At 72.9% G+C, this 23,464-nt stretch carries 18 protein-coding genes and 2 pseudogenes; 6 read left to right on the top strand and 14 right to left on the bottom strand.

The window, feature by feature from the left end:
* Positions 1–41 precede the first annotated feature (41 nt).
* Positions 42–392 (top strand): VOC family protein, encoded by a 351-nt coding sequence (locus GPA10_RS15115; RefSeq protein ID WP_198351608.1) that lies wholly within the window; start codon positions 42–44, stop codon positions 390–392.
* 98 nt (positions 393–490) lie between these two features.
* Positions 491–1,609, top strand: a complete 1,119-nt coding sequence (locus tag GPA10_RS15110; protein WP_058846153.1) for an ADP-ribosylglycohydrolase family protein — start codon at positions 491–493, stop codon at positions 1,607–1,609.
* Positions 1,610–1,657: 48 nt separating this feature from the next.
* Here the strand turns inward: GPA10_RS15110 and GPA10_RS15105 are convergent, their stop codons facing one another.
* The 4 genes and pseudogenes from GPA10_RS15105 to GPA10_RS15090 all read right to left on the bottom strand — a co-directional run.
* Positions 1,658–2,458 carry a DJ-1/PfpI family protein gene (locus GPA10_RS15105; protein WP_058846152.1) on the bottom strand — a complete coding sequence of 267 codons (801 nt, stop codon included), beginning with the start codon at positions 2,456–2,458 and terminating at the stop codon, positions 1,658–1,660.
* A complete protein-coding gene (locus tag GPA10_RS15100; RefSeq protein ID WP_058846151.1) occupies positions 2,455–3,459 on the bottom strand; it encodes a GlxA family transcriptional regulator in 1,005 nt (334 codons plus the stop codon). The genes GPA10_RS15105 and GPA10_RS15100 overlap by 4 nt, the downstream gene beginning before the upstream one ends.
* A 376-nt stretch (positions 3,460–3,835) precedes the next feature.
* Positions 3,836–4,051, bottom strand: a pseudogene (locus GPA10_RS42445) (Na+:solute symporter); the annotation flags it as partial.
* 31 nt (positions 4,052–4,082) lie between these two features.
* Positions 4,083–4,226, bottom strand: a pseudogene (locus tag GPA10_RS15090) (SDR family oxidoreductase); the annotation flags it as partial.
* Positions 4,227–4,323: 97 nt separating this feature from the next.
* On the opposite strand from GPA10_RS15090, the gene GPA10_RS15085 reads away from it, so the two are divergent.
* On the top strand, positions 4,324–5,211 hold the full coding sequence (locus tag GPA10_RS15085; protein ID WP_157165935.1) for a hypothetical protein: 888 nt from the start codon (positions 4,324–4,326) through the stop codon (positions 5,209–5,211).
* 167 nt (positions 5,212–5,378) lie between these two features.
* Here GPA10_RS15085 and GPA10_RS15080 read toward each other — a convergent pair whose 3' ends face one another.
* Together GPA10_RS15080 and GPA10_RS15075 are read right to left on the bottom strand one after the other, a co-directional pair.
* A complete protein-coding gene (locus tag GPA10_RS15080) occupies positions 5,379–5,588 on the bottom strand; it encodes a DUF397 domain-containing protein (RefSeq protein ID WP_058846149.1) in 210 nt (69 codons plus the stop codon).
* A 265-nt stretch (positions 5,589–5,853) separates the two neighbouring features.
* A complete protein-coding gene (locus tag GPA10_RS15075) occupies positions 5,854–6,711 on the bottom strand; it encodes a helix-turn-helix domain-containing protein (protein WP_058846148.1) in 858 nt (285 codons plus the stop codon).
* Positions 6,712–7,026: 315 nt separating this feature from the next.
* On the opposite strand from GPA10_RS15075, the gene GPA10_RS15070 reads away from it, so the two are divergent.
* On the top strand, positions 7,027–7,176 hold the full coding sequence (locus GPA10_RS15070) for a hypothetical protein (protein ID WP_157165934.1): 150 nt from the start codon (positions 7,027–7,029) through the stop codon (positions 7,174–7,176).
* A 144-nt stretch (positions 7,177–7,320) separates the two neighbouring features.
* Here GPA10_RS15070 and GPA10_RS15065 read toward each other — a convergent pair whose 3' ends face one another.
* Positions 7,321–8,088 carry a GOLPH3/VPS74 family protein gene (locus GPA10_RS15065; protein ID WP_058846146.1) on the bottom strand — a complete coding sequence of 256 codons (768 nt, stop codon included), beginning with the start codon at positions 8,086–8,088 and terminating at the stop codon, positions 7,321–7,323.
* Positions 8,089–8,324: 236 nt separating this feature from the next.
* Here GPA10_RS15065 and GPA10_RS43690 point away from each other — a divergent pair, with 236 nt between their 5' ends.
* Positions 8,325–10,952, top strand: a complete 2,628-nt coding sequence (locus tag GPA10_RS43690; protein WP_343040867.1) for a D-alanyl-D-alanine carboxypeptidase — start codon at positions 8,325–8,327, stop codon at positions 10,950–10,952.
* A 123-nt stretch (positions 10,953–11,075) separates the two neighbouring features.
* Here GPA10_RS43690 and GPA10_RS15055 read toward each other — a convergent pair whose 3' ends face one another.
* From GPA10_RS15055 to GPA10_RS15030, 6 genes are all read right to left on the bottom strand, one after another.
* Entirely contained in the window at positions 11,076–12,803 is a 1,728-nt protein-coding gene (locus GPA10_RS15055) for a hypothetical protein (protein WP_107450133.1), read from the bottom strand.
* Between the two features lie 202 nt (positions 12,804–13,005).
* Complete coding sequence (locus GPA10_RS15050) at positions 13,006–14,382, bottom strand: alpha-glucoside ABC transporter substrate-binding protein (RefSeq protein ID WP_343040866.1); 1,377 nt, start codon at positions 14,380–14,382, stop codon at positions 13,006–13,008.
* The gene (locus tag GPA10_RS15045; protein ID WP_198351607.1) at positions 14,379–15,389 is read right to left on the bottom strand and encodes a hypothetical protein; all 1,011 of its coding nucleotides are present in this window, start codon (positions 15,387–15,389) and stop codon (positions 14,379–14,381) included. Before GPA10_RS15045 ends, GPA10_RS15050 begins: the two co-directional genes overlap by 4 nt.
* Before the next feature lie 80 nt (positions 15,390–15,469).
* Complete coding sequence (locus GPA10_RS15040) at positions 15,470–17,863, bottom strand: serine/threonine protein kinase (protein ID WP_157165933.1); 2,394 nt, start codon at positions 17,861–17,863, stop codon at positions 15,470–15,472.
* Between the two features lie 88 nt (positions 17,864–17,951).
* A complete protein-coding gene (locus tag GPA10_RS15035) occupies positions 17,952–18,884 on the bottom strand; it encodes a MerR family transcriptional regulator (protein WP_343040865.1) in 933 nt (310 codons plus the stop codon).
* Positions 18,885–18,909: 25 nt separating this feature from the next.
* Positions 18,910–20,757, bottom strand: a complete 1,848-nt coding sequence (locus GPA10_RS15030) for a transglycosylase domain-containing protein (RefSeq protein ID WP_246259145.1) — start codon at positions 20,755–20,757, stop codon at positions 18,910–18,912.
* Between the two features lie 685 nt (positions 20,758–21,442).
* Here GPA10_RS15030 and GPA10_RS15025 point away from each other — a divergent pair.
* On the top strand, positions 21,443–22,645 hold the full coding sequence (locus tag GPA10_RS15025; protein ID WP_343040863.1) for a GNAT family N-acetyltransferase: 1,203 nt from the start codon (positions 21,443–21,445) through the stop codon (positions 22,643–22,645).
* Between the two features lie 169 nt (positions 22,646–22,814).
* On the opposite strand, the gene GPA10_RS15020 is transcribed toward GPA10_RS15025, so the two are convergent.
* Positions 22,815–23,156 carry a helix-turn-helix transcriptional regulator gene (locus GPA10_RS15020; protein WP_157165931.1) on the bottom strand — a complete coding sequence of 114 codons (342 nt, stop codon included), beginning with the start codon at positions 23,154–23,156 and terminating at the stop codon, positions 22,815–22,817.
* Positions 23,157–23,464: the final 308 nt, after the last annotated feature.

Here is a 23,464-nt window from a genome sequence, read left to right as displayed (position 1 = left end):
CCGAGCGGCGGGCCCACCGGGCGCCGAGATCGGGGGACGCCGTGACGGCCTTCTACGAGCGGCTCCAAGGCACCGAACGGGACATGTACTTCACGTGTCCGCAGCGGGAACCGACCCTCGCCGTCCTGGGAAGTTTTCTGCTCGTCGAGGGCACCGAGGAGGTCCTCGCGGTCCTCGCGCCCTTCCGCGCCACCGACGGAACGCTCCTCGTCGACTCCGCCGACGCGTATCCCGCCCGCCTGGAGGCCGAGGGCGCCGAAGTCGTCGAACCGCTGCACCGGGTGCCGACGGGGGCGGGATCCACCGCCAGGCACCCCGACGGAACCGTGATCGAGTACGCGGAACACCGCCCCACACCCGAGAAGGACCAGGGCCTGCAAATGCCGCCGTAAGGGCACCTCCGTACAAAAACCTTGGGCCCTGAACCCACCGTTCCCGTTCGATTACAGTGCTGCGGAGTCGGACGCCGGGGCACGGGAAAGGGGGTTCGGTGAGCACTGCAGCAGCGACCGGGGTGTGGGGCCGCACCGAGCAGCAGGACTTCCGCAGCCGGGTACGCGGCGCGCTGCTCGGGGCCGCCGTCGGCGACGCCCTCGGGGCGCCCGTCGACGGGCTCACCCTCGACGCGATCCGCGAGGCCCACGGCGGCGAGGGACTCACGGAACTCGCGCCGGCGCACGGGCGGCGCGGGGCCGTCACCGCCGCGACCCAGCTGATGCTGTTCACCGTCGACGGGCTGATACGCGCCCAGGTGCGGCGCGACACCGGCGCCTGGCACCCGCCCACCGACCTGCACCGCGCCTACCGCCGCTGGGCGGCGACCCAGCGCGACTGGGGTCCCGACGAACGTCGCGCGGAGGACGGCTGGCTGGCCCGCGAGGAGTGGCTGTACGCGCGCCGCGCGCCGTCCCGAGCCTGCCTCACCGGGCTCGCCGACGACCGCATGGGCACCCTCGACGTACCGAAGAACCCCGGCGAGAAGGGCCCGGAGGCCGCCACCCGGTCGACGCCCATCGGGCTGCTCGTCGGGTGGGAGCCGCAGCTGGTGCTGCAACTCGCCGTCGAGTGCGCCGTGCAGACGCACGGCCACCCCACGGCCCACCTCGCCGCGGGCGCCCACACCGTCCTCGTGCACGGCCTCGCCCGCGGCGAGTCCCTGGACGGCGCCATCCAGCGCGCCCTCGCCCTGCTCGCCGCCCGGCCGGGCCACCAGCCCGTCACCGACGCGCTGCGGCACGCGCTCGGCGCCGTCCGGCAGGGCATGCCCACCGCGTCCCGCGTCACCGAACTCGTCGGCGATGGCGAGGCGGTCGGCGCGCTCGCCGCCGCCGTGTACTGCGCCCTCGTCGGCGAGGACATCCGGCACGGGCTGCGGCTCGCCGTCAACCACAGCGGTTCGTCGGCCGCGTCCGGCGCGCTGTGCGGCGCCCTCCTCGGCGCCCTGCACGGCGAGACGGCGCTCCCGCCGGGCTGGCTCACCGAACTGGAGGGCCGGGCCACCGTCCTGGAACTCGCGGACGACTTCGCCATGGAGATGACGCAGGGCCCGGCGCTGCACAGTCCCGCGGGGGCGGCGCCGGGGTGGCTGGCGCGGTACCCGCGGGCCTGAGGGTTCCGCGGGTTCATTTGAGGGTTCCGCGGGTCCTGGGGGGCGGCCTCATACCTGGGAGTCCGCCAGGAGCTTCAGGGCCCGCGCCTTCTCCTCCGCGCTCGCCCGCTGGGCGTTCCCGGCGTCGAACGGCGGCCGCGGGTCGTACTCGACGGCCAGCTGCACCGCCCTCGCCGTCTCGTCGTCGGTGAGCAGCGCCGCCAGGTACAGGGCCATGTCCAGGCCCGCGGAGACGCCCGCCCCTGTGAGGAACTTCCCGGAGCGCACATACCGTTCGGGTACGTAGGTGACGTCGAAGTTCTGCTCCAGGTACGGGCCCGACGCCCAGTACGTCGTCGCGCGCCGCCCGTCCAGGAGCCCGGCGGCGGCCAGGATCAGGGAGCCCGTGCACACGGACGTGGTGAAGCGGGTGTGCCGGTCCGTCTCGCGGATCCACCGCAGCAGCCGCCGGTTCTCCATCGCGCCGACCGTCCCGCGGTTGCCCGCGCCGGGTACGAGGAGCACGTCGAGGCGGCCCGCCTCCTCCAGGGCGCGCTCCGCCACGACGGCCACGTCACCGGTGTCCGTCCGCACGGGCCCGCGCCGCTCGGCAAGCATCGTGACGCTCGCACCGGGCAGCCGGGACAGGACCTCGGCGGGGCCCGTCGGGTCGAGCAGGCTGTAGCCGTCGTACAGGAGGATGCCGATGCGGGGGCCGCTGCCCCCGCCGCGCTTCTCGGAGGCGTACGGGTACGGGGTCGCGGCGGCCTCGGAGGCGCCGGCGAGGCCCGTGCCGGCGAGGACCGCGGTGGCCGCGGTGGCGGTGGTGCCGCGCAGGAGGGCACGGCGGCCCGGGTGGATGTCCGTCATGGCACGGGAGTCTCCCGGCCCGGCCGTGCCCGTGGCCGGGGCATGTCCGGCATCCTGCGAATCGTGTCCCCGCCCGCGCCATAGTGGTCCAGGAACGCCTGCCGCAGCGTCTGCGCGGAGCGGAAGCCGCAGCGGCGCCCGACGGCCGCGAGGGAGAGCGCGCTGGAGCGCACCAGATGGGCGGCGGCCTCGGTGCGGGCGGCGCGGACCGCGCGGGCCGGTGTGGTGCCCAGATGGGTGGTGAACAGGCGGGTCAGGTGCCGGGTGCTCACGCCCGCGCGGGCGGCCAGGGCGGCGGGGGAGAGGTCGTCGGCGAGGTGCGCGCCGATGTGGCCGCGGAGGTCGCGGACCAGGCGGTCGCCCGGCGGGGGCGCCGCCAGGAACATGCTGATCTGGGCCTGGTCGGCGGGGCGGTGGAGGTAGGAGACCAGCTCACGGGCGACCGCGCGGGCCAGGGTCGGGCCGTGGTCGTCCTCGATCAGGGACAGGGTGAGGTCCAGGGCGCTGGTGACGCCCGCGGCGGTGTAGACGTTGCCGTCGCGCACGTACAGGGGCCTCGTGTCGACGGCCACCGTCGGGTGGCGGGCGGCGAGGCGGTCGCCGTACCCCCAGTGGGTGGTGGCGCGGCGGTGGTCGAGGAGGCCCGCGGCGGCGAGCACGTAGGCGCCGGTGCAGACGGAGGCCACGCGGCGGCTGTGGGGGGCGAGGCGGCGGATCTGGGTGACCAGGCGGGGGTCGGCGGCGGCCTCCTCGTACCCGGCGCCGCCCGCCACCAGGAGGGTGTCCAGGGGCCCTGCGACCGTCTCCAGGCTCTGCCCCGCGGTCAGGGCGATGCCCGCCGAGCTGTGGGCCGGGCGGCGGGACACTGTGCCCAGTTCTATGCGGTACGGGGGGTTCGCTCCGCAGCGGTTGGCTATGTCCAGGGCGCTGCTCGGGCAGGCGATGTCGAGGATCTGCGTGTTGTCGTACGCCACGATCAGTACGCGTCTCGCGGTCAGCATCCCCCCATCCTCAGCCACTCCTGCCCCCCGCCGGGTTCCTCAGCCACTCCTGCCTCACCCACCCGGTTCCTCTCCCACTCTCCCGCCCGCCCGCCCGTTTCCGCCCAAGTGGCCGGGTGCTGGCCTCTCGTTGTGGCGGGCCCGTGTTGGCGTCTGCGGCCCGCCGCCCCATCCCCGCCGCTACCGCGGCGGGTTGCTTCCCACCCGCCCGCCCGTTTCCGCCCAAGCAGCCGGATGCTGGCCTCCCCCTGTGGCAGACCCCCGTCGGCGTCTGCGCCCCGCCGCACCCAACCCCCCCTGCCGGTGCGGCTGATACGGCAGTAACGGGTGGGTGGGAGAGGCCCGACGCGGAGCGGCGGGCTACGGTTGCAGCCCCGGCCACGGGCCCCCGGGTGGGGCCGGAGCGGCGGAACTGCCGCAGCAGCCCCAGCATCATCGGGATGGCGATGGGCCCCATGAGGCCGGCGACCCACTTGATGACGACGGTGATGATGTCCTTGAGGGCGGGGGAGTGGACCTGCGTGGTCACCGCCATGGAGAGGCCGAGGAAGACGACCGTGGTGACCCGCGCGGCGACGAGCCCGGCGCGGTCGGCGCCGACTCCGCCGCACGCGCCACCGCGCCGCGGCCGACTTGGCGAGGTTCTCCTCGGTGCGGGCGCCGAGCACGGCGCACCCTCCGTCCCGTACGACTGCGGCGGCGACCTCGTGGCCGAGACCCGCACCCACTCCCGAGACGACGACGGTCTTGCCGGTGAGCAGCGACACGATTCCTCCGGGTCGTTCTCTGGTGCATTGTCTGACGGGGCGTCAGAGTATGGGCGTCCGGGGGTGGAAGGAAGAGACGGGAAGGGGTGCGTGCGCCATGGGCGAGCCGAGAGGAAGCGGGCACGGGAGCAGAAGCGGAAGCGGAAGCGGTACACGGGCCCGCGGTGACGTCTACGGCGAGCTCGCTGCCGTCGGGCCCTACGGAGTGCGGCCGGGCCATGCGCTGATCACCATGGTCGAGCCGCATCCCGGTCAGGAGTACGCCTACAACCGCTGGTACGAGGACGACCACTACTACGCGGGCGCGATGGCGATGCCCTGGATGTACGCGGGGCGCCGCTGGGTGGCCACCCGGGACCTCCAGCTCCTGCGCTTCCCGGCGGAGTCGGCCGTCGCCCGGCCCGTGACGGCCGGCTGCTACCTCTCCACGTACTGGATCACCGAGGGCCGCTACGCCGACCACATGAAGTGGACCGTCGGCATCAACAAGCGGCTGAACCGCGACAGCCGTGTCCACCACGCCCGCACCCATGTCTTCACGGCGTTCCAGGACCACGAGGCCACCGTGTACCGGGACGGCGCCGCCGGACCGCGTGACTTCCACGCCCTCGACCACCCCTACCGGGGGCTCGTCCTCGAAGTCGTCGACGCGGCAGAACCGGAACGGCGAGCGGAACTCCTGGAGTGGCTGGTGGCGCGGCGGCTGCCACGGGCCCTTGAGGGGTCACCCGCCGCCATGGTGGTGATCTTCCGGCCGACACCGCTGCCGGGGGACCGGATGACCTATGTGAAGCAGGTCGAGGGCGTCGACACCCGGCTGACCCTGCTGTGGTTCCTGGAGTGCGACCCGCGCGACTGCTGGGCGGAGCACTTCGCCCCGCTCGCCGACCCGGCGGCGGCCTCCGGTCCCGGGCGGGTGGAACTGGTCGCCCCGTTCATCCCGACCGTGCCCGGCACGGACCGCTACGTCGACCAGCTCCGCTAGCGGCGCCTAGCGGCGCGGAAAAAGGCCGAGCCCTCTCGGCCAGGACGGCGGACCAGTCGAGAGGGCTCATGCGATGGTGCGGTGAAGCGGTAGTGCGGTGGTGCGGTGGTGCGGTGGTGCGGTGGTGCGGTGATGCTTATGTCGTTGTGTCTCGGTATTGGCACGTATCACCCGCGGTCGTGGTCCCCGCCTCGGACCTCGGACACGAAGACGTTCCAGGACTCGGCCGGAAAGGCGAGGACGGGGCCGTCCGAGACCTTCGAGTCGCGCACGGAGATCGCGTGCGTGACCGGTGACTTGACCTCGACGCAAGCGCCGTTCCCGGTGGAGTAGGAAGACTTGGTCCACGCGTGCGACGCACCCTGCTGAATAGCCATGTTCGCTCCGTTTTGCCCAGTTGGTGAATTGCTGTGACCGCTGTAGTGCGGTAATCGCCAACGTGGTGCTGTTGGCGTGAATGACGCTACTCGCCAACATCGATCGGCGGATGGGTCGTTCACTCAACCGGATGGCATATTCCAGAGGGGTCTTCCGCCGCGATGAGGCGAAGGTGTACTGTGCGGCGCCTTCATCGATCGAGGCTCCGGCAGGCCGCCGGGTGGGCCTCGGAGTGCCGAGCGGGATCACGGCGGATCGCCGAGGTCAGCGGGCGTACTCCTTGGCGATGTCCGCGATCAGCTGACGGGATTGCTCCACATTCAGCGCCTGCGCCCGCAGATGCTCGTACATGACGCTGTATTGCTGGACGTCGTTCGCTTTTTCCAGATAGAGGTCGCTGGTGACGCCCTCGATGTAGACCACGCTGGAATCCGAGGCGTCCGGGAACTCCAGAATGGCGTACTGGCCGTTCAGGCCCGGGTGCGCGCCCATCTCGAACGGGATCACCTGGACCGTCACGTGCGGCAGTTGCGACTGCTCCACCAGGTATTCCAGTTGTTCGCGCATCAGCGCGCGGTTGCCGACCACGCGGCGCAGCGCGGACTCGTCGAGGACGGTCCACAGGCGCAGCGGGTTCTCCGGCGCCGCGATGCGCTCCTGGCGGCGCATCCGGACCTGCACCCGTTTCTCGATGTCCGTCGGTGTCGTCTCCGGCAACGCGCCGGTGATCAGGGCTTCCGCGTACGGACGGGTCTGCAGCAGGCCGGGGACGACCTGCGGGTCGTACACCCGCAAGGAGGCGGCATCCGTCTCCAGGCCGATGTACACGCTGTACGGGATGTCGCCGAAGGAGTGCCACCAGCCCTGCTGGCGCGAATCCTTGGCCATCTGCATCAGCGAGTCGACGATGCGGTGGTCCTCGACCTCGTACACCCCGCAGAGGTCGCGGACGTCGCGCTGGCTGATGGAGCGACGGCCGTTCTCCAGGCGGCTGATCTTCGACTGCGAGACGAGCAGCCGCTCCGCCACCTCTTCGGCCGTCATGCCTTTCAGCTCGCGCAGCCGACGCAGCTCCTGTCCGAGCCGGCGTCGCCTGACAGTGGGATTGACGTTGGACGCCACGGGACGTGCACCTCCGGCACTATGCCTCTACTTTGCGTGTCTGCTGCCATGCAGAGTGCCACCACGGGTCAACTCGGCGCTGGAAAACAGCAGAACAGCGGTAGGTGCGGGGCCGGCGCGGCGTTCACCGTGCGCGGTTTCGCAACGCGCGTGCAAGATGCGGCGGTTGCGGCCGCGCGGGCCGGGACACCGGCGTCCGTTCCTGGACGTCCGGCGCCCCGCCCGCGCGGACCAGCGGCTCCCGAACCGGGTCTGGGGACTGCGGTGCGGCGCTGGGTGCACCCCGGGGTGCGGGTGGTGCTGATGGTGCCGATCATGCGTGTGCTGCTGGCGGTGCTTGTCGTGCTGGTGATGCTCGCGTTGCTGGTGGTGCTCGCATTGCTGGTGGTGCTGATACTGCCGGTGTCTCTGTTGTTGCGAGTGTTGCTGGTGGGGTCCGATGGTGCTGGCGGTGCTCTTGGGTGACCCCTGGTGCCGGGATGTGCGCGGCGTGCTTGTGCGCCTTGTGCGCCTTGCGCGCAGTGCGCTTGTGCGCGGTGCGCGTGTGCCCAGTGCGCGTGTGCACGGTGCGCGTGTGCACGGTGCACACGTGGTGCGTGGCCTGCTGGCTCAGTGGGCCACGGCGCGGGCCATGGCTCCCGCACCTCGGTGTGGCTGCATCGGCACCCTGCCGGGTTCCGGTACGGCCCGTGCCGCCTGCGCGGGCTGACGCCCGCCCTGCCCCGCGGTCGCGGGACTGCGGCGCGGCTGCGCCGCCACACCGTTCTGGACGTCCATCACGGCGTGCGCCACGAGGCCGCCCATCGGGTCGTGCCTGATCAGATCCCGCAGCCGGGAACGGGACGAGCGGCCCTCGTTGCCCGGATACAGGTGCTTGCCGAGTCCGACCGCGTGGGCCAGGGCGGCGAGCGCCGCGGTCCGCGGGTCCGGTGGTACACCGGTGCGGATCGCTGAATCGAGCCGGGCCCTGATGTCCCGGCTGATCGCCGTGTCCGTCGCCTGGTAGCGAGTCGTCGGCAGCACTCCGCACATCTGGCCCGCCACGGCATGCACCATGCCGCACCGCTCCAGATGCGAGAGGTAGATCTGGCGCAGCCCCAGTCGGGGCCCGCCGATCCAGTGGACCGCCCGTACCGGGCTGCCGCGCCTGCGCAGCAGTTCCAGTGCGGAGTCCAGTGTCGGATCTCCGGTCGGCCGTGGCATCACCACGGCGATACGATCCCCGTCAGGGGCTATCCGTCCGGCCAGCGCCAGCTCCACTAGCTGTGCTCCGGCCAGACCGAGGTCGAGCGACTGCGGCTGCGCTGTGGTACCCGTGGCCGGGTCCAAAGCGAGCAGCAGAAGCTCCTCCGGAATTGTTCTGCGGCTCCTGCCCATCCATGCCTCCCCGCGTGGATGAATGACAGGGTGACCCCTCTCACATTGGTCTGTCGAGAGCGCGTGGGCGGTACGTACGGGAACCAGTAGGTATGTCGTTCTCGTCTACCACGGGGGTTAAGCCCTCACACAGGACACTGGTACACGGTTCGGACAGTGGGTCCGGGCGGTGGTTTTGCGTGGTAAGTGCGGCGAGTACGGCAAGTACGGCGAGTACGGCGAACGAGGAGGCATCGGTGGCGGGCGAGTTCCCCGACAGGTCGAAGACGGTTTCTGGCGGGGGCGCCTCGGACGGTGCGGGTGACGCTGCTCCGGCGTCCGATGCGGCGTCCGATGCTGCGTCCGGCTCCAAGCCGGGCGACGCCAATGGAGACGCACGACTGCGCGCTGCGGTTGTCGCGTGGGTCGCGGGTGACGGCGAATCCTCCCCGGAGGGCGAGGCGGACGGCGCCCCCGAGGGGGCGGACGATGCCCCTGAGGGTACGGACGGCTCCGCTGCGGGCGCGGACGGCGCCGCTGTGCGCGATGACGTACGCGACGACGTACGCGAGGACGTGAGCGCGGGGCAGGAGAACTCTTCGGGGGACGCGTCGGAGGGGGGCGGCGAGGACGCCCCGGGGTCCGCGGTCGACATGGCCACCGCCGTGTTCACGGCCGCCCGGCCGCCTGCCGCGAAGGCGGAAGCCGCTCGGCCGCCTGCCGCGAAGGCGGACACCGAGGGCGAGGCCAAGGGCGGCTCCGAGGCCGAGGACAACTCCGACAGCGACTCCGAGGGTGACTCCGACGACCGCGCCGAGGGCGAGGGCGAGCCCCAGGGCGACGGCGGCGGGACCCGGCCCGAGGATCCCCGGGTCGACCGGGCCACCGCTGTGTTCACCACTGTCCGCAAGGCCGCGAAGACCCCGTCCTGGGCCGCCGCCGCGAAGCCGGAGGACGACACCGAGGCCGAGCCTGCGAAGCCCGCCGCCGGGTCGTCGAAGGCCGCCGCCGGGTCGAAGCCCGCCGCCGGGTCCAAGCCCACCGCCGAGCCCGAGCCCGGCGCCGAGCCCGAGCCCGGCAGTGCGAAGCCCGGCAGCGCGAAGGACGACTCCGCAGGGCCCGGCTCCGACGACCGACCGCTCGACCAGGCCACCGCCGTCTTCAAGGCCCCCCGCCCCGCGTCCTCGGGCGTGGACCAGCCCACCACGATGCTCAAGCTCGGCGACGTGCCCAAGCCGGGGGAGAAGCCCGGCGAGAAGGCCGGGGGGAAAGCCGAGGGGAAGCCCGAGGGCAAGCCGGAGACCGAATCCGAGACCGAGGCCAAGACCGAGTCCGAGTCCGAGTCCGAGCGGACCAGCAAGTTCGTCGCGCTCAAGCCGCTCGACGAGCACCGGACCAGGTCCCTGACGAAGCCGGGCGCCAAGCCCGGCGCCGCCCCGGGCGCCGCCCCCCTGCCCGTGCAGAGCGGCCCCGCCCAGAGCAGCCCCGCCCAGAGCAGCCCCGCGAAGGCAGGCCCCGCCGGGACCGGTGCCCCCCAGACGCCCCCGCAGGACGTCTCCCCGGAGGCCACCCGGCAGCAGCCCCTGCCGCCCAAGCCCCCGATCGACCTGCTCGCCGAGCTGACCAACACGCCGCCGCCCCCGGAGACCCGCGTACGCACCCTCGTACGCCGGTTCAAGATCTGGACGCCCCTCGTACTGCTGCTCGTCGTGGTGTTCGCAGTCGCACAGGCGCTGCGTCCTCTTCCCGAGCCGAAGCTGACGCTGACGAGCGCGTCGTCGTACACGTTCAAGGGCGGCGAGCCGTCGATCCCCTGGCCCGACAAGGGCCAGGCGGCCATGGACGTCGACGGCATCGGCTCCTTCGGCAAGGCCGGTGACCAGAAGCCCGTGCCGATCGCCAGCATCGCCAAGGTGATGACGACCTACCTGATCCTGCGCGACCACCCGATCAAGAAGGGTGAGAACGGCAAGACCCTCACCGTCGACGCCAAGGCGGAGCAGCACTACGAGAAGGGCAAGGCGGAGCGCGAGTCCGTGGTCAAGGTGTCCGAGGGCCAGAAGATCACCCAGTACGAGGCCCTCCAGGCCGTGATGCTGCCGTCGGCCAACAACGTGGCCCGGATGCTCGCGCGCTGGGACAGCAACGGTTCCGAGGACAAGTTCGTCGCCAAGATGAACAAGACCGCCAAGGAACTCGGCATGAAGAACACGCACTACACGGACCCGAGCGGCCTGGACAAGACCACCGTCTCGACCGCCGAGGACCTGGTGAAGCTCGGCCGTGTCGCCATGGAGGACCCGATCTTCAAGGAGATCGCGGGGCAGCCCAACTACAAGGACCTCAACGGCGACCGGCAGGACAACTTCTTCGGTCTCGTCCCGACCGTCGCCATCGGCATCAAGACCGGCACCACCACCGCAGCGGGCGGCAACATCCTCTTCGCCGCGGAGAAGAAGGTCGGCGGCAAGACCCACGTGATCATCGGTGCGGCCCTGGCCCAGTTCGGTTCGCAGGGCGTGGCCAACATCGACAAGGTCACCGATGTCACCAAGGACCTGATCGCGGCCGGCCAGGACGCCCTGAAGGCCACGACCGTGGTGAAGAAGGGCCAGGTCGTCGGCGAGATCGACGACGGTCTCGGCGGGACCACGCCGGTCGTCGCCACCAAGGACGTCACCGCCGTCGGCTGGTCCGGACTGACCTCGAAGGTCGAGATCGACGACGCGGGCAAGACCCCGCCGCACTCCGCGAAGGCGGGCACGGTCGTCGGCAGGCTCACCGTCGGGGACGGCACCACCAGCGGGGCGATCAAGGTCCCGGTGGCCCTTCAGAAGGACCTCACCGAGCCGGGCTTCGGCGCGAAGCTCACCCGGATCGGCTGACGGTCCCCTGGCGCGGGGCACAGCGCACGACAAAGGGGTGGGGCGAGCCGGTGTTGCGGCGCGCCCCACCCCTCTGCCGTGCGCCGCGCCGGGGCCCTGCGTCCGGGCCCCGGCGGCGCGCTTCTAGTCCTTGCCCTTGTCGGGCGCGCACCGCGGCTGCGGCCCCGAGGGGCCCGCGTAGTTGGACCCGATGCGTACGTCGCCCGCCTTCTTCACCGTGAGCCGGGTGAAGTCGCCCTCCTTGTACAGGCAGCCGCCCTCGGCCCACAGCCACGGCGAGTAGGCCACACGCACGATGACGGAGCCGGGCTCGGACATGCGGACGGTGAGGTGGGCGCCGTCGGCGGTCACCACGGAACCGGGCTTGTCGACGAGCGGCACGGGGTCCTGCACGCGGTAGATCCGCCAGTTGTCGTCGTGCCAGACCTGCTCCAGATAGTCGGGCTCGCTGGTCACCAGGTCGTGCTCGCGCTCGGCGGCACCGTCCGGCTTGCCGTCGCCCTTGTAGAGCACCACGAAGCCGACGGCCCACTGGTTCAGCCAGGCGCGGTACGAGGACGACGTGAAGGCGACCTCCTCCACCTCGGACACCGGGCGGCCCTCGTAGAAGAGGCGGCCGCGCTCCACGTCGGCCTGCCGGTTCCAGCCGCGCGCCATGTTGATGTACGGCGCGAGCACGGCGGCCTCGCGGTGGTCGCGGGCCGGGACCACCTCGACGCGGGTGCGGTCGGCGCCCAGGCGGTTCAGCTCCTTGACGACGCCGTCCGTCTCGACGGCCCAGGTGGGCACCTTCGTATAGGCCACTATGTCGGCGGTCGTCTTGATGGACACCCAGGTCAGGGACAGCACGACGGCGGTGACGAGGATGGCGCGCTGCCAGATGTGGTGCCGCTTGACGCCCGACCACACCGGCCGGAAGGAGCCGAGGCGGCGCAGGGTCTGAAGGACCCGGGCGGGGCGCAGGGGCCGCAGTGACCTGGGGAGCGTGAAGTCCCGGTTGAGGACGGCGGCGAGCAGTATCGGCGGGGCCGCGATCTCGGCGAAGCGCTCGACGTTCGTCCCGATCGGGGTGGGGATCAGCCAGGTCAGGACGACGCCCACCGCGTACACCCCGGCGCCGAACTTCAGCAGCTTCCAGGACCGCGGGGCCGCCAGCATCACGACGCCGCACAGCAGCACCGGCGGGAAGATCCGGACGAACGCCATGGGCTGCTCGCCCTCGAAGGGGAACAGCCACGTCGTGAGGCCCACCACGACGAACGGCGGCAGGATCAGGGCGAGCGCCCGGCCCCACTGGCGCAACAGGAGATAGGCGGCGCCCACCACGACGAGGAACAGGCCAGCCACCGGGCTGCCCATGGTGGCGAGGGCCGCGCACAGCGTGGCGGCCACGATCCGGCGGCGGCTGTTGCCGCCGACGGCCGCGAGCACCGCCCCGACGCCGAAGGCGACGCCCAGCATGAACGTCGCCCGCCCGCACACGACCTGGCACCACATGGAGAAGCCGACCACGAGCGCGGGCCACAGGGGCTTGCGGATGGAGCTCCGCATGATGATGGAGACGCCCATGAAGGTGGCGGCGAGCCCCGAGGCGGCGGCCACGGTGCGCACGCCGAAGGCGGCCATCAGATAGGGCGAGATGACGCTGTAGTTGGCGGTGTGCAGGCCGCCGTACCAGAACAGGCTGTACGCGGAACCCGGATAGCGCCGGGCGAAGCCCGCCCAGGCCTGCTGCGCGGCGAGGTCGCCGCCGCCGGTCGCGAACACCGTCCACCACAGCAGATACAGCGGTAGCAGGCCCGCGGTGATGAGCAACGCCATGCGGTGCCGCTGGTACCAGGGTTCGCGCATGCCGCTGCCCCGGTCGGCTCGGCTGAGTGACGGGGAGGACAGGTCGGCAGAGGCCACGGTCGGCGATCCGTTCGGCTGGCTGGGGCAACTCCTTCGGAGTAGACGCTAACCGCTGCGGAATGGTTGGCAGACAGCGACCCCGGGAGGCCAGGTCTCCGCCAGTATGCGGCCGTACGGCGGCAGGCGCAGCTCGATTTTCCGCTCACCCGCCCGCGGGGGGCGCGCACAGGTCGCCGGGCGGCAGGGTGCTCCTGCCGGTCTTCGTGCGGACATTGTCCAGCTCGCCGAGGAGCGCGTCGAGGTGGGCGGCCGACGAGTCCCGCAGATAGTGCAGGACCGCGCGGTGGAAGGTGTCCCGCAGCGCGGGCGGCATCGCGTCCGAGGCGTCGAAGCACAGCGTCTCGGCCCCGCCGGTGAGGATGCCGGCGGCCCGGTCCCCGCCGGGGTCGGTGGGCTGCGGGTCGCCGGCGCCGGGGAAGAACGGCCGCAGCGCCGGTTCGGCCGCCGCGTGCCACAGCCGCCGCGCCTCGGAACCGGACAGGCGTTCGACCAGGTCGCGGGCGGCGGGACGGTCGCCGAAGGCCGCCGCCATGTCGCCCGCGACCTCGTACGCGCCGTCGTGGGCGGCGGGTCCTGGCAGGAAGCGGGCGGACGGATCGACCCGTACAGGCCTGCCCCGGCCGTCCTGCAAGCCCCCTTCACCCTTTGCGTTCGTGTACAGATAGCGGACGAAGGCGCTCTGGTGTTCGTGTGTGCAGTTCAGCTGCGGCGAGTTCAGCAGGCCCCGGGTGGCCTCGCGGGCGTCTCCGTCGGCGGTGTCGGGCACGCCCTCGTACGACGTGGTCAGCGCGAGGTCCACCCACTTCCGCGACCGCTCGCCGAGCAGCCGCGCCCAAGCCGTCCAGGCGCCCCGCACCTCGGGGCTGCTCCAGCTCAGCCCGCCCGTGGCCCAGCGCGCGTACGTGCCGGGGCCCGAGCGGTGCAGGACGAGGTCCTCGATCCAGTCCGTTCCCGGCCAGCCCGACGTGGCCTGCGAGGCCATCCCCAGGCACCACCGCGGCCGCCCGCCGCCCCGGTCCCCGCCGCCCGCGCCCGCCTCGCTCCACACCAGGCTCTTCAGGTCCACCTTCAGCGGCACCCAGTACGTGCGCCGGGCGCCGGACACCTCGACGCGGGGCGCCCACGGCGGCCGTTCCGGGGCGTCCAGGGGCTGCAACAGGCTGTCGCGGGCGTACTCGGTCAGCTCGCCCACGCTGTTGAGCACCGCCACGTCGGGCGGATCCTCGGCCTCCAGCTGCGCCACCAGGGTCTCGCGCAGCGAGCGGGTGCCCTTGTACGTGTACGTCTCACCGGTGCCGTCGTCGAGCCGCCGCAGCATCGCCTCGAACGCCGTGCCCTCGGGCCCCGTCCACGGTCCGAGGACGACCAGGGTGTCGCGGCGGTCGTCGGCGCAGCCGCCGGTGAGGGTGGTGGCGAGCAGGAGCAGGCAGCAGCCGAGGGCGGTGCGCACCGGCCGCCGCAGGGCCCCGGGGCGGCGCCGGGCCGCGACGTGCGCCGGGCGGTTCCCGCGGCCGCTCACGGGGTGGCTCCCGCGGGGGTGAGACGGACGTACTCGCGCCGGTAGGCGTGCAGGGTGCCACCGGTGACGGCGGCGCTCAGGAGGCCCGCGGGCAGCACCCACACGGACACGCCGTCGAGGTAGGCGAGGCGGCCCTCCGCCAGCTCCCGGTCCACGGAGTCCTCCAGATCGGCGATCTCGGCGGTGCTCTTGTCAGCGGGGGTGGTCCGGCCCGACAGCGCGCGGGCGGTGGCCGTGGCATCGCTCTGCGCTCTCTGGACGAGCACGGCGTCGACCGCGAGCAGCGGCAGCGCGAGCAGCGGCACGGCGGCGCCGAGCAGCGGCAGGCTGGCGTGGAGCCGGAAGCGCCGGTGCAGGAACACCTGGGTGCGCCAGTACCCGCGCACCAGGAGCAGGAACGCGACCCCGGAGACCAGGAACGCGGCGAGCACGTCCGCGCCGACGGCCACCCGGCTCGCGAGCCGCTTCTGGAGGGCGCGCTCCAGGGCGGTGACGCGGTCCACGACGGCGGTGGCGTCGGAGCCGGTGTTGTGGCGGCAGCCGAGGTGCTCATCGGGGCCGCTGCTGGTGCTGGGCTTCTCCCGGGCCGAGCACAGGATGCTGCGCGCGTACGCGAGGGCGGCCTTGCGCAGCGCGGGGTCGTCGGCGTTGGCCTGCGCCCAAGCGGTCCAGGTGCCGTAGTCGGCCACCAGGCCCGCGACCACGTCGAGGTCCTGCCGCTCGGCCATCGACAGGGCGCCGCCGCGCGCCACCTGGTTGAGGCGCTGCGTGGCCCGCGTGCTCAGGATCCGGTACCGCTCACTGAGCCCGCTCAGCTCGACGGCCCGCCCCGCCCGCAGGCTGTCGCTCGCCTCCTGATCGGCGATCTGCAACGACACCCGGGCTTCCGCCAGGTTCCCGAGCGCGGGCGCGACCCGCTCCTGTACGTACGCGGCGCCCCCGCGCACCGAGGAGTACGCCCAGGCGAAGGGGGTGAAGGCGAGCGCGGTCAGCAGCGGAAGCACCACGAGCCGCTCCCGCAGATAGGCATGGTTCCGGCTCCCCCGCCCTCCCGGGGTCCACACCCACTGCCAGAACCGAACGCCCTTCACGCGGTTCCGCCCCCGCCGCGACCACCTGGCCGGTGAGACGCCTTCCCCGCCTTCCCCGACCTCCGCGCCGCCTCCGCCTTCCGTGCCTTCTCCGTCTTCCGGGCATGGCGCCACTGCAAGGTCCGGATGCCGTAGGCCCGGTCGAGCAGCAGCTCGGCGGCACCGGCCCCGCGGGGCTCCCGCGCGGCCTGCCGGGCGAGGTCGAGCCAGAACCCCGACAGCTCGTCCCGCAACAGCCGCATGGAGGCGGGAAACCCCAGCTCTTCGTCGTCGTCCTCGGCGGCGATCCCGGCCAGCCGCCCCTCGTCCACCGCGCCGGAGGCGACCAGGGAGTGCGCCACCTCCCAGACCTGCGCCCGCATCCGCAGCTGCGCCTGCTCGTCGGTGAGCCCGTGCGCGGAGAACAGCCGCCTGAGCCGCCGCACGACCTCCGCCAGATCGTCCCCGCCCCGCGCGTGGTCCGCGCACACCCGCACCGCGGCGACCCGCGCCGCCGTGCGGTGCCGGGAGTGCTGCGCGACCGCGTCGAGCGCCTCCACGGCGTGGGCGAGCGCCTGCGGCCCGCCGAGTGCGAGCCGCGCCCGCGCCGCCCCGAACGCCGCCCCGCCGAGCGACGGATTGCGCACCCGCACCCCCTCGTACAGGGTGAGCGCCTCCCGCCACCTTCCGAGCCGCTCGGCGCAGTGGCCGAGGGCGAGCTTCGGCGCGTACTCGCCGGGAATGGCCGCGTACACCCGGTCGAAGTGGCCGCGGGCGCGCCGTACGTCGCCGTCGGCGAGCGCGAGCAGGCCGCGGTGCCAGTCGAGCCGCCAGTCGTAGGGGGCCGCGGCGGCGCCGATGGCGTCCTCGGCGCGGACCAGGGCGGCGCCGGCGTAGTGCAGTTGCGGCGGCGTCCGGGCGCAGGGGCGCAGCGCGAGCCGCATGGTCAGACGGCAGCGCAGGAGCTCCACCTCGGGGGTGCCCGGCCAGTCCTCCGTGCGCTGGAGGAGCGCGGCCGGGTCGTCGTCGCCGAGCCGGCTCAGAGCGGTGTGGAGGCCGTCGCCGGGGTCGGGGCGCGGTACGGGCAGCTCCTGCGCGGTGGCGGTGGGCGCGGGAGCCGGATACCGCCCGCCCGCGCCCCCGCTCTCGCCACCTCCGCCGTCCGGACCCGCCGACTCCGCCTCCGCCCGCCGTCCCGGTGCCGGTGGCGCGCCGAGGCCGCCGTCGAGGGCGTACGCGGACTGGAGGAACAGCGGTGACGGTTCGAAGGTCTCCGTGCGCAGCCGCAGCGAGCGCAGCTCGCGGAACACCCCGCGCAGCTGCTCGTCCATCTCGCGGGCCGTGGCGAACCGGTCGGCGCGTTCGGGCCGGGTGGCGCGGCGCAGTACCCGCGCGAGGGAGAAGAGGCCGAGCCCGAGCCCGTCGGGCGGCAGCGGCACCGTCGTCCGCCGGGCGGCCCGGCCCTGCGGGGACCGCGCGTCCGCCGCGGCGTCGGCACCGGCGAGCGGGGAGAGGTCGGCGAGCCGGGAGAGGTCGGCGAGCGCGTCGAGGTCGTGGAGCCCGCACAGGTGGCGCAGCGTCTCGCCGAGGCTGAACAGGTCGTCGCCGCTGGTGGACTCGCCGTGCGGGCCGACCGTCGGGGCGCGGTAGTCCGCGGAGGTGAGGCCCGGCGCGCCCGCCCGCCGGACGCTGCCGACGTCGATGAACTTCGTGGTGGACCCGTCGTGCATGACGTTCGACGGCTTCAGGTCGCCGTACACCTTGCCGCGCTCCGGGGCGTGCAGATAGGCGAGCCCGGCCAGGAACCGCACCCCGTACGCCAGCACGAACTCGTAGAAGCGGGCGCCCCCGAACTCCTCGGGGCGCAGCCGGGCGCGGGTGCGGACCTCCTCGAGGGTGGGCCCGTCGACGTACTGAAGGACGAGGAAGTCGCCTACGCCCGGATGGTGCCCGTAGTTGAAGACCCGGATGATGTCGTCGTGGTTGAGCTCGACGAGCTCCTGCCGTTCGCGGGCGAGCGGATGGTCGGCGGGGTCGTGCGCTGGCCGCGGCGCGGTGTCGGGCGCGGGTCCTTCCGGGCCGCCGTTCTCCGGGCGCAGGATCTTGATGGCGACCTCGCGCCCGCCGACCCTCGTGTCGTGCGCTAGGTAGACCTCGCCCATGCCGCCGTACCCGAGCGGCCGCACCACCCGGTACTGGCGGGCGAGCAGCCGGTCAGGGGGCAGCGGCAGACCGTCCAGGGCCTCGGGGTCGTCGCCGCGCGAGACCGCACGGTCGAGGAGGGTGATCTCCGGCAGGACGGTGGGGTCGGGGCTCTCCGGCGGCAGCACCACGCGGGCGGGGCGCTGCGGCGGCCGGGCGACGAACAGCGGCGGCAGGGACGAGTCGCCGCTGTCTCCACGGGACTCCATGGCGCATCAGGATAAACCGGTACGAGTACGTTGACTCCAGCCGGTAGGCAGGAGAAATCCCGCAGCGGAAAACGGACTTGACTACTCCTCACCCGCCGGCGCAGCCGGTGCCGGCCGCCGCCGGCAGCACCGGGTACGCCACGTCGCACACCTCGTCCCCGGGCCCCGCCGCGTCCCAGTCCGTGAAGTACACCTCGCGGCAGGCCCCCGCCCGCGTGAGTCCCTCGCGGGCCAGCCACTCCTCCACGGCGTCGTACGCGGCGACGATCTGCGGATAGACGACCTGCGCCTTGGTGATGCGGGTGTACGCGAGCCGGTGCGCGGGCTCGACGCGGGCCCGGACGCCCCACCGCCGCCCGTGCCTGTCGGCCCATGCGCGGGCCGCCGCCGGGTCCGCGACGGGCACGCACACCTCCGCGGGGCCGTCGCTGTCCTCCGTGATCTCGGCGTGGTAGATCACGAACGGCGACTCCGTGACGCCGCCGCAGGAGCGCTCGGCGGCCTGCTCCAGGCGCCCGAAGGAGGCGTCGAGCCAGGCGGGAAGGGCGTCGGAGACGACGTGCCGGCGCTCGCTGAGGACGAACGTCTCGGGGATGTCGGCGGTGTGGATCTCGAAGGTTCCGTACACGGCGGGGCTCCTTCGGGACAGGCGGCCGCGGAGGTAGTCCACGAGGGTGCGCTGGGCGGCGTACCGTTCCTCGATCCGTGCCCAGTGCTCCGCGACGGCCTCGGCCGCCCGCTCGCCGTCGAGGCCGACGACCTCCGCGATGTCCGCGAGCGGCATGTCGAGGCGGCGCAGCAGCACCACGGTGCGGGCCTGCTCGACCTGCTCGGGCCGGTAGTACCGGTAGCCGGTCGCGGCGTCCACGTGCGCCGGGGGCAGCAGCCCCTGCCGGTCGTACAGGCGCAGGGCCTTGGCGGAGAGCCGGGTGCGGGCGGCGAAGGCGCCGATGCTCAGGAGCGAGGGGTCCGTGCGGGGGCCGGGGCGGGGGCCTTGGGTGCTGCCGGGTGCGTCGTCCACGAGGTCATCCTCCGTGACCGGCGGTTCACCGGTCACCGGAGGCGGCTGCCTCCGGTGCGGCGACCTTGGACCCTGCCCCAGGGGCAAGGTCGATGCCGAGCAGCGCGTCCCGCCAGATGCGCTCGGTGAGGGCGTTGCCGTACCGGGACTTCTTCCCGCCGACGCCGGACAGCGGCTGGAGCAGCGGATCGCGCGGGCGGGTGCGGAACAGGGTCACCGCCGTCGACACCTGAGGCGTGTACCCGGCGAACCAGGCGGACCGGAAGCGGTCCTGGCCGGTGGTGCGCCCGGCCGCGACGGGCCGCCCGTCGCGGGAGACGACCCGGCCGAGGCTGTCCTCGGCGGCGTCCCGCAGCACGGCGCCGACCTGCCCGGCGACGCGGGTGTCCAGGGCGCGCCGGGTGCGCGGCGGCTCCAGGCCCCCGACGGCCTCGCCGTCCTTGGTCACCGACGTCACCGAGTACGGGTCGTGCTGGAGGCCGCCGCGCGCGAACGTGCCGTAGGCGCCCGCGAGCCGGATGGCGCTCGGCGTGGACGTGCCGAGCGGGAACGACGCGTCGGGGCGCGCCATGCTCCGCTCCAGCATGCCCGCGTCCACCGCGACCTGCCGTACCCGCCGGTGTCCGACCTCCTTGCCGAGTTCGCGGTACGTGGCGTTGCCGCCCTCGACGAGCGCTTCGCCCGGCGTCATCCCCGCGGGCCCCTCGCGGTCGGCGCGCAGCCCGTCCTGGAGGGCGGCGGCGAGCACGAACGGCTTGAACGCCGAGCCGGCGGGGACGCCCGAGGTGTCGGCGTTGCTGCTGAAGTGCCGGGTGGCGTCCGCGCCGCCGTACAGGGCGAGCACCGCGCCGTCCTGGGTGCGCACGGAGGCCGCGCCGACCTGGACGCCCTTGTCGTCGGCGCGCTCGCGCGGCCGGAGGTCCCGGGCGAGGACGTCGCGGGCGGCGCGGGCGAGCCGGTGCACGCGGCGCTTGTCGAAGGTGGTGTGGATGCGGTAGCCGCCCTGGGCGAGCTCCTTGCCGGTGAGCCCGGTGCGCTGGCGCACGTACTTGTCGGCGGCGTCGACGAGGTAGCCGGTCTGTCCGTAGTCCCCGCTCAGGCTGGTGGACCGGGACTCCTTCAGCGGTTCGGGGAACTTGTCGTACCGGGCCCGCTCCTTCGCGCTCATCCGCCCCACGGCGACCTGCCGGTCCAGGATCCAGGCCCAGCGGGCCGCGGCGCGGCGGTGGTTGGCGGCGCTCACCGACGGGTCGTACAGCTCGGCGCCCTTCAGGAGCGCGGCGAGGAGCGCGCCCTGGCTCGCGTCCAGGCGCCGGGCGGGGATGCCGTAGTAGGCGTGCGCGGCGGCCTCCACGCCGTTGGCGCCCCGCCCGAACCAGCTGCTGTTCAGATACCCCTGGAGGATCTCGTCCTTGCTCTTGCTGCGGTCCACCTTCAGCGAGATCACGAACTCCCGCACCTTGCGCGTCACGGTCTGGTCCTGCGACAGGTAGGTGTTCTTCACGTACTGCTGCGTGATGGTGGAACCACCCTGGGTCTCCTGGCCCTTCACCATGTTCACCAGGGCCCGCCCGAGCCCTTGCGGGTCGACGCCGGAGTCGCTGTAGAAGCTGTCGTTCTCCGCCGCGATGACCGCGTTCCGCACGGACCGCGGGATCTCGTCGAGCGGTACGTTCTGCCGGTTCACGGCGCCGATGCTCACCATCTGGGTGCCGTCCGCCCAGTAGTACACGTTGGCCTCGCGCCGGGCCGCGGCGTTCTCGTCGGGGATGTCCACGGTGGCGTACACGTACCCGAAGAGGCCCGCGACCGCGCCGAGGCCGAGCAGGAGGCCGCCGAGCCACTGCCGCCACGACGGCAGCCAGCGCCGCAGGCCCCGCCGCCCCCGCCGCGGGTAGTCGACGAGACGCCGCCTTCGCCGCCGCCGGGCGGTGGCCCGCTGCCTCGCTGCCGTCGCCCCTTCGGGCGTGGGGGTCCCTTCGGGCACGGGGGCCCCTTCGGGCGTGGGGGTCCCTTCGGGCACGGGGGCCCCTTCGGGCAGGGGTGCGCTTTCGCGCCGCGCGTGTGTCCGCATGATCGAAAAGAGGGCGGCGGTGCGCGCGGCGGTTGGGCGGAGGGCTGTCAGCGGTGCGTAACAGAAGGGGCAGCGGGTACTGCGCGAGGAAACCGGAGCGCTGCCCGTGCGGGCAGGGCGAGGTGACCCGCGGCCGATGCCGTGGTGGGGCGCACGGACCCGCGAGTAACTCCCGGGCACGGCACATCGATGGTCTGGACAACTGGTGCGCGGCTTCGCGGGGTTTGGCCGCGCAGGGCCGTCCGATGTGCGACCGTTGACGGTGCGAGAACCACGTACAAGGCGCTGACCAGCACAGACGCAAGAAGCCAGCACGTCGGAAAGACAGGTAGAGCCAGCAGAGGACCAGGACGCGAAGAGCGCGTCGGCTGAAATATTGGGGGGAGGGTCGCCCATGCGATCCAAGGACAACGATCGATACGCCTTACCGGCCCGTACCGCGACTGCGCCCCTCGCGGAGTCCGCGGAGAGGCGGTCGATCTGAGTGAAGATAACCAACCACAGGGCCGAGGAGCTGAGCACCCCGCTCCTCGATGCCTGGCACCGGACGATGCAGGAGTCGCCCGACTACGGAAACCCGTTTCTGGCACCGGAGTTCGCGGCGGGCGTCGGCAGGTGCCGCGGCGGGGCCCATGTGGCGGTCCTGCACGAGGGCGGGGAGCCCGTCGGCTTCTTCCCGTACGAGCGCACCGCTTTCGGTGTCGGCCGGGCCGTCGGCCTCGGCCTCTCCGACTGCCAGGCCCTCGTGCACCGGCCCGGAGTCTCCTGGGACGCCAGGGAACTGCTGCGGGCCTGCGGCCTGTCCGTCTTCGAGTTCGATCATCTCGTGGAGGAGCAGGAGCCGTTCGGCCGCTATGTCACCGGCACGTTCGCCTCGCCGGTGATCGACCTGAAGGACGGCGGCGGCGCCGACACCGAGGCCGGCGTCGGGTCCGTGGGGTCCGGCGGGTCCGTCCGGTCCGGCGGGTCCCTCCGGTCCGTCGGGTCCGACGGATACGCGGAGTGGCTGCGCGCCACCTACCCGGGCCTCGCCAAGACGACCCTGAAGAAGGAACGGCGCCTCGGGCGCGACCTGGGGGAGCTGCGCTTCGTCTTCGACGAGCGCGATCCGGCCGTGCTGCGCCGGCTCATGCGGTGGAAGTCCGCCCAGTACCGCAGGACGTCCCGCATGGACCGCTTCGCGCGACCGTGGATAGTGGACCTGGTGGAACAGCTCTTCCAGGTCAGGGAGGAGCAGTTCACCGGCGTCCTCTCGGTGGTCTACGCCGGTGACCGTCCGGTCGCCGCGCACTTCGGCCCGATGTCGAGCACGGTCTTCGCGGCCTGGTTCACCACGTACGACCCCGACCTGCGCTACTACTCACCCGGCCTGATCATGCATCTGCGGATGGCGGAGGCGGCGGGCCGTGCGGGCGTCCGCGTCCTGGACCTGGGGCGCGGCGACAAGGAGTACAAGGACTGGCTCAAGACCCGCGAACTGCGCGTGGCCGAGGGCTTCGTGACCCGGCCGCACCCGGTGGCGACGGCCCACCGCCTGTGGCGACGACCGGTGCGCGGTCTGCGGAACACCGTCCTCGCCCACCCCGGTCTGCGCAAGCAGGCGGACCGGCTGCTCAAGACGGTGGGGAGGGTGCGTACGGGAGGCTCCGACTCCGCGCCGGCGGAGTCGGAGTCGGGGGGACGCTGAGGAGGTTCTTGCGGTCCCTGATCGCTCGGTGGCCGGCGGCGGTGGGTTCGCCGGTCATCGGCGGTCGGCCCGCCGGTCGTCGGGCGGTCGGCTCCTCGGGCGTCGGGCGGTCGGCTCTCCGGGTCACCTGTGCTGGGCTCTCCGGGTCACCCGTGCTGGGCTCTCCGCGTCATCTGTGCTCGACCCCGGTGGCCGGTGAGCCGGTGCGGTCGGCTTCGTCGCGGACGAGCAGGGAGAGCAGCGAGGCCACCGCGAGGCCGGACTCGGCCGGGTGCCGCAGGACCTTGGCCGGATCGATCCGGTAGGTGTTGGAGCGGCCCTCACGGGTGTGGGACAGATATCCGTCCTGCTCCAGGTCGGCAATGATCTTCTGGACGGCACGCTCGGTGAGACGGCAGTGCGCGGCGATGTCACGGATACGCGCGTTGTGATTGTCCGCGATCGCTGCAAGCACCCGTGCGTGATTCGTCAGAAACGTCCACCCGGTATGCGGCTCGGGCACTCCATCCATGGCGCCAACTCTAGGGGGAGAGTCACACGCTTTCAAAAACACGTACTACGTTTCATGTATTAGTTGACTGGTGTGGGCGGGGCGGGGCAGCCTAGGGGCGGAAGCGGCGGTAGGCGGAGATGCGAGAGGGAGAGGCCATGCCGGAGCCCGCATACTCTGAGCAGCCCCTCACAGGAGGAAGCAACGGGTGCACCGAGTACGCGCCGAACGACGTTCCCTCGATAGCGCCTGCGCCGGTGCGGGTGCCGGCGGGTGGGAGGGGCGCGGTGCTGTGGGTGAAGGGTGTGGAGTCCGGCCCTGCGGACGGC

Origin of the sequence: Streptomyces typhae, from assembly GCF_009755605.1 — a bacterium.
In the GTDB taxonomy this organism is placed as follows: Bacteria; Actinomycetota; Actinomycetes; order Streptomycetales; family Streptomycetaceae; genus Streptomyces; species Streptomyces typhae.
The sequence above is the reverse complement of the archived record's forward strand: the minus strand, read 5'-3'. Positions and strand labels throughout refer to the sequence as shown.